The sequence below is a fragment of the Streptomyces alkaliphilus genome (genome assembly GCF_014141535.1).
Taxonomy (GTDB): Bacteria; Actinomycetota; Actinomycetes; order Streptomycetales; family Streptomycetaceae; genus Streptomyces; species Streptomyces alkaliphilus.
Genome location: NZ_VKHT01001166.1, coordinates 1 through 1,409, shown reverse-complemented (window position 1 = coordinate 1,409; position 1,409 = coordinate 1). Strand labels below are relative to the sequence as shown.

Below are 1,409 nucleotides of genomic sequence, written 5' to 3'. Positions count from 1 at the left end.
GGTGCCGACGGACGGGCCGGCCGACCCCGACCGCCCGGACGGGCGCCGGCCCCTTCCCGGTGGACACCCCGGCCCGGCTCGTCGGCCGCCGCGACCGGGGTATCCGTCCCACCGGGGCGGACGCCCGGGACCTCCCCCGATTTCGTTCACCCCTCGGGCCCCGGGAGCCCCGGGCGGCCCGGGGTCCCCGGGGCCGTCGATGTTTCGGCATCCTTTCGACAACCGGAATGACTCCCACCGGAGTTGGCACGGACACGACCTGACGTTCTCCGCCCTCAGCGGGCAGACTGTGCGGTGCGCGGGACGACCGCGCGACCACGCGCGTCGCACGGCCCGTCGCGGCACGGGATCCCGGCGGGACACCGGATACGCGCGAACGGAATCGACACGGGCCCGGGAACGGCTGAGCGCCGTCACCGGGACGGAGGGCGGTGGCACGGGCGGTGGGTGCGGCGCACAGGGTGAACACGGCGGACACGACGGTGATCCCGGGTATCGGGACGGGGAACGGCGGAACCGGGGCGGAGTGCCGACCGGCGACCGGACCACGGGGGGAGACGGGCGTGGAGCGGGTCGGACACCCCCGTCGGGCCGGTGACGCGACCGTGCCCGGGGAATCCCCGGCGGCCCGGGCCGCCCTGGAGTTCCTCCTGCTCGGCCCGGTGCGGGTGCTGCGCGACGGGGTGGAGCAGCCCGCCGGCCCGCCCCAGCAGCGGGCTCTGCTCGCCACGCTGCTGCTCCACGAGGGGCACCCCGTGGGGGTCTCCGAACTGGTGGACTCGTTGTGGGACGAGGACCCGCCGCTGCGCGCGGTGGCGGCGCTGCGCACCTACGCCTCTCGGCTGCGCCGACTGCTGGCCCCGCGCTCGGAGGTGCTGGTCAGCGAGGCCGGCGGGTACGCCCTGCGTCCCGGTCCCGGTGACCGGGTGGACCTGTCGGCGCTGGACGACCTGTGCGTGCGCGCCGAACGGGCCTCGCTGGAGGGGGACGCGGCCCTGGCCCACCGCCTGTACGGCCGGGCGTTGGAGCTGTGGGACGGGGAGGCCCTGGCCGGGGTGCCCGGTCCGGCGGCCGAGGCGCACCGCAACCGGCTGGCGGAGCGCCGACTGGTCCTGCGCGAACTGCGCCTGTGCGCTGCGCTGGAGTGCGGGCTGCACGCCGAGTCGGTTTCCGACCTGACCGCCCTGACCAGCAGCCACCCGATGCGCGAGACGCTGCGCGAACTGCTGATGCTCGCGCTGTACCGGTGCGGGCGCCAGGGGGAGGCGCTGGCCGTCTACACCGACACCCGCCGGGTGTTGGACGAGGAGCTGGGGGTGGAGCCCAGGGCGGAACTGCGGGAGTTGCACCAGCGGATCCTCGCCGCCGATCCGACCCTGGACCCGACGCCCGCCCCGGGCCCCCGGGAG

General features: G+C 76.5%; 1 protein-coding gene. It reads left to right on the top strand.

Annotation, left to right across the window (positions count from 1 at the left end):
• Positions 1-563: 563 nt before the first annotated feature.
• Positions 564-1,409 (top strand): AfsR/SARP family transcriptional regulator (locus FNQ90_RS23160; RefSeq protein ID WP_407699432.1); only part of this gene is annotated, 846 nt, incomplete at its 3' end.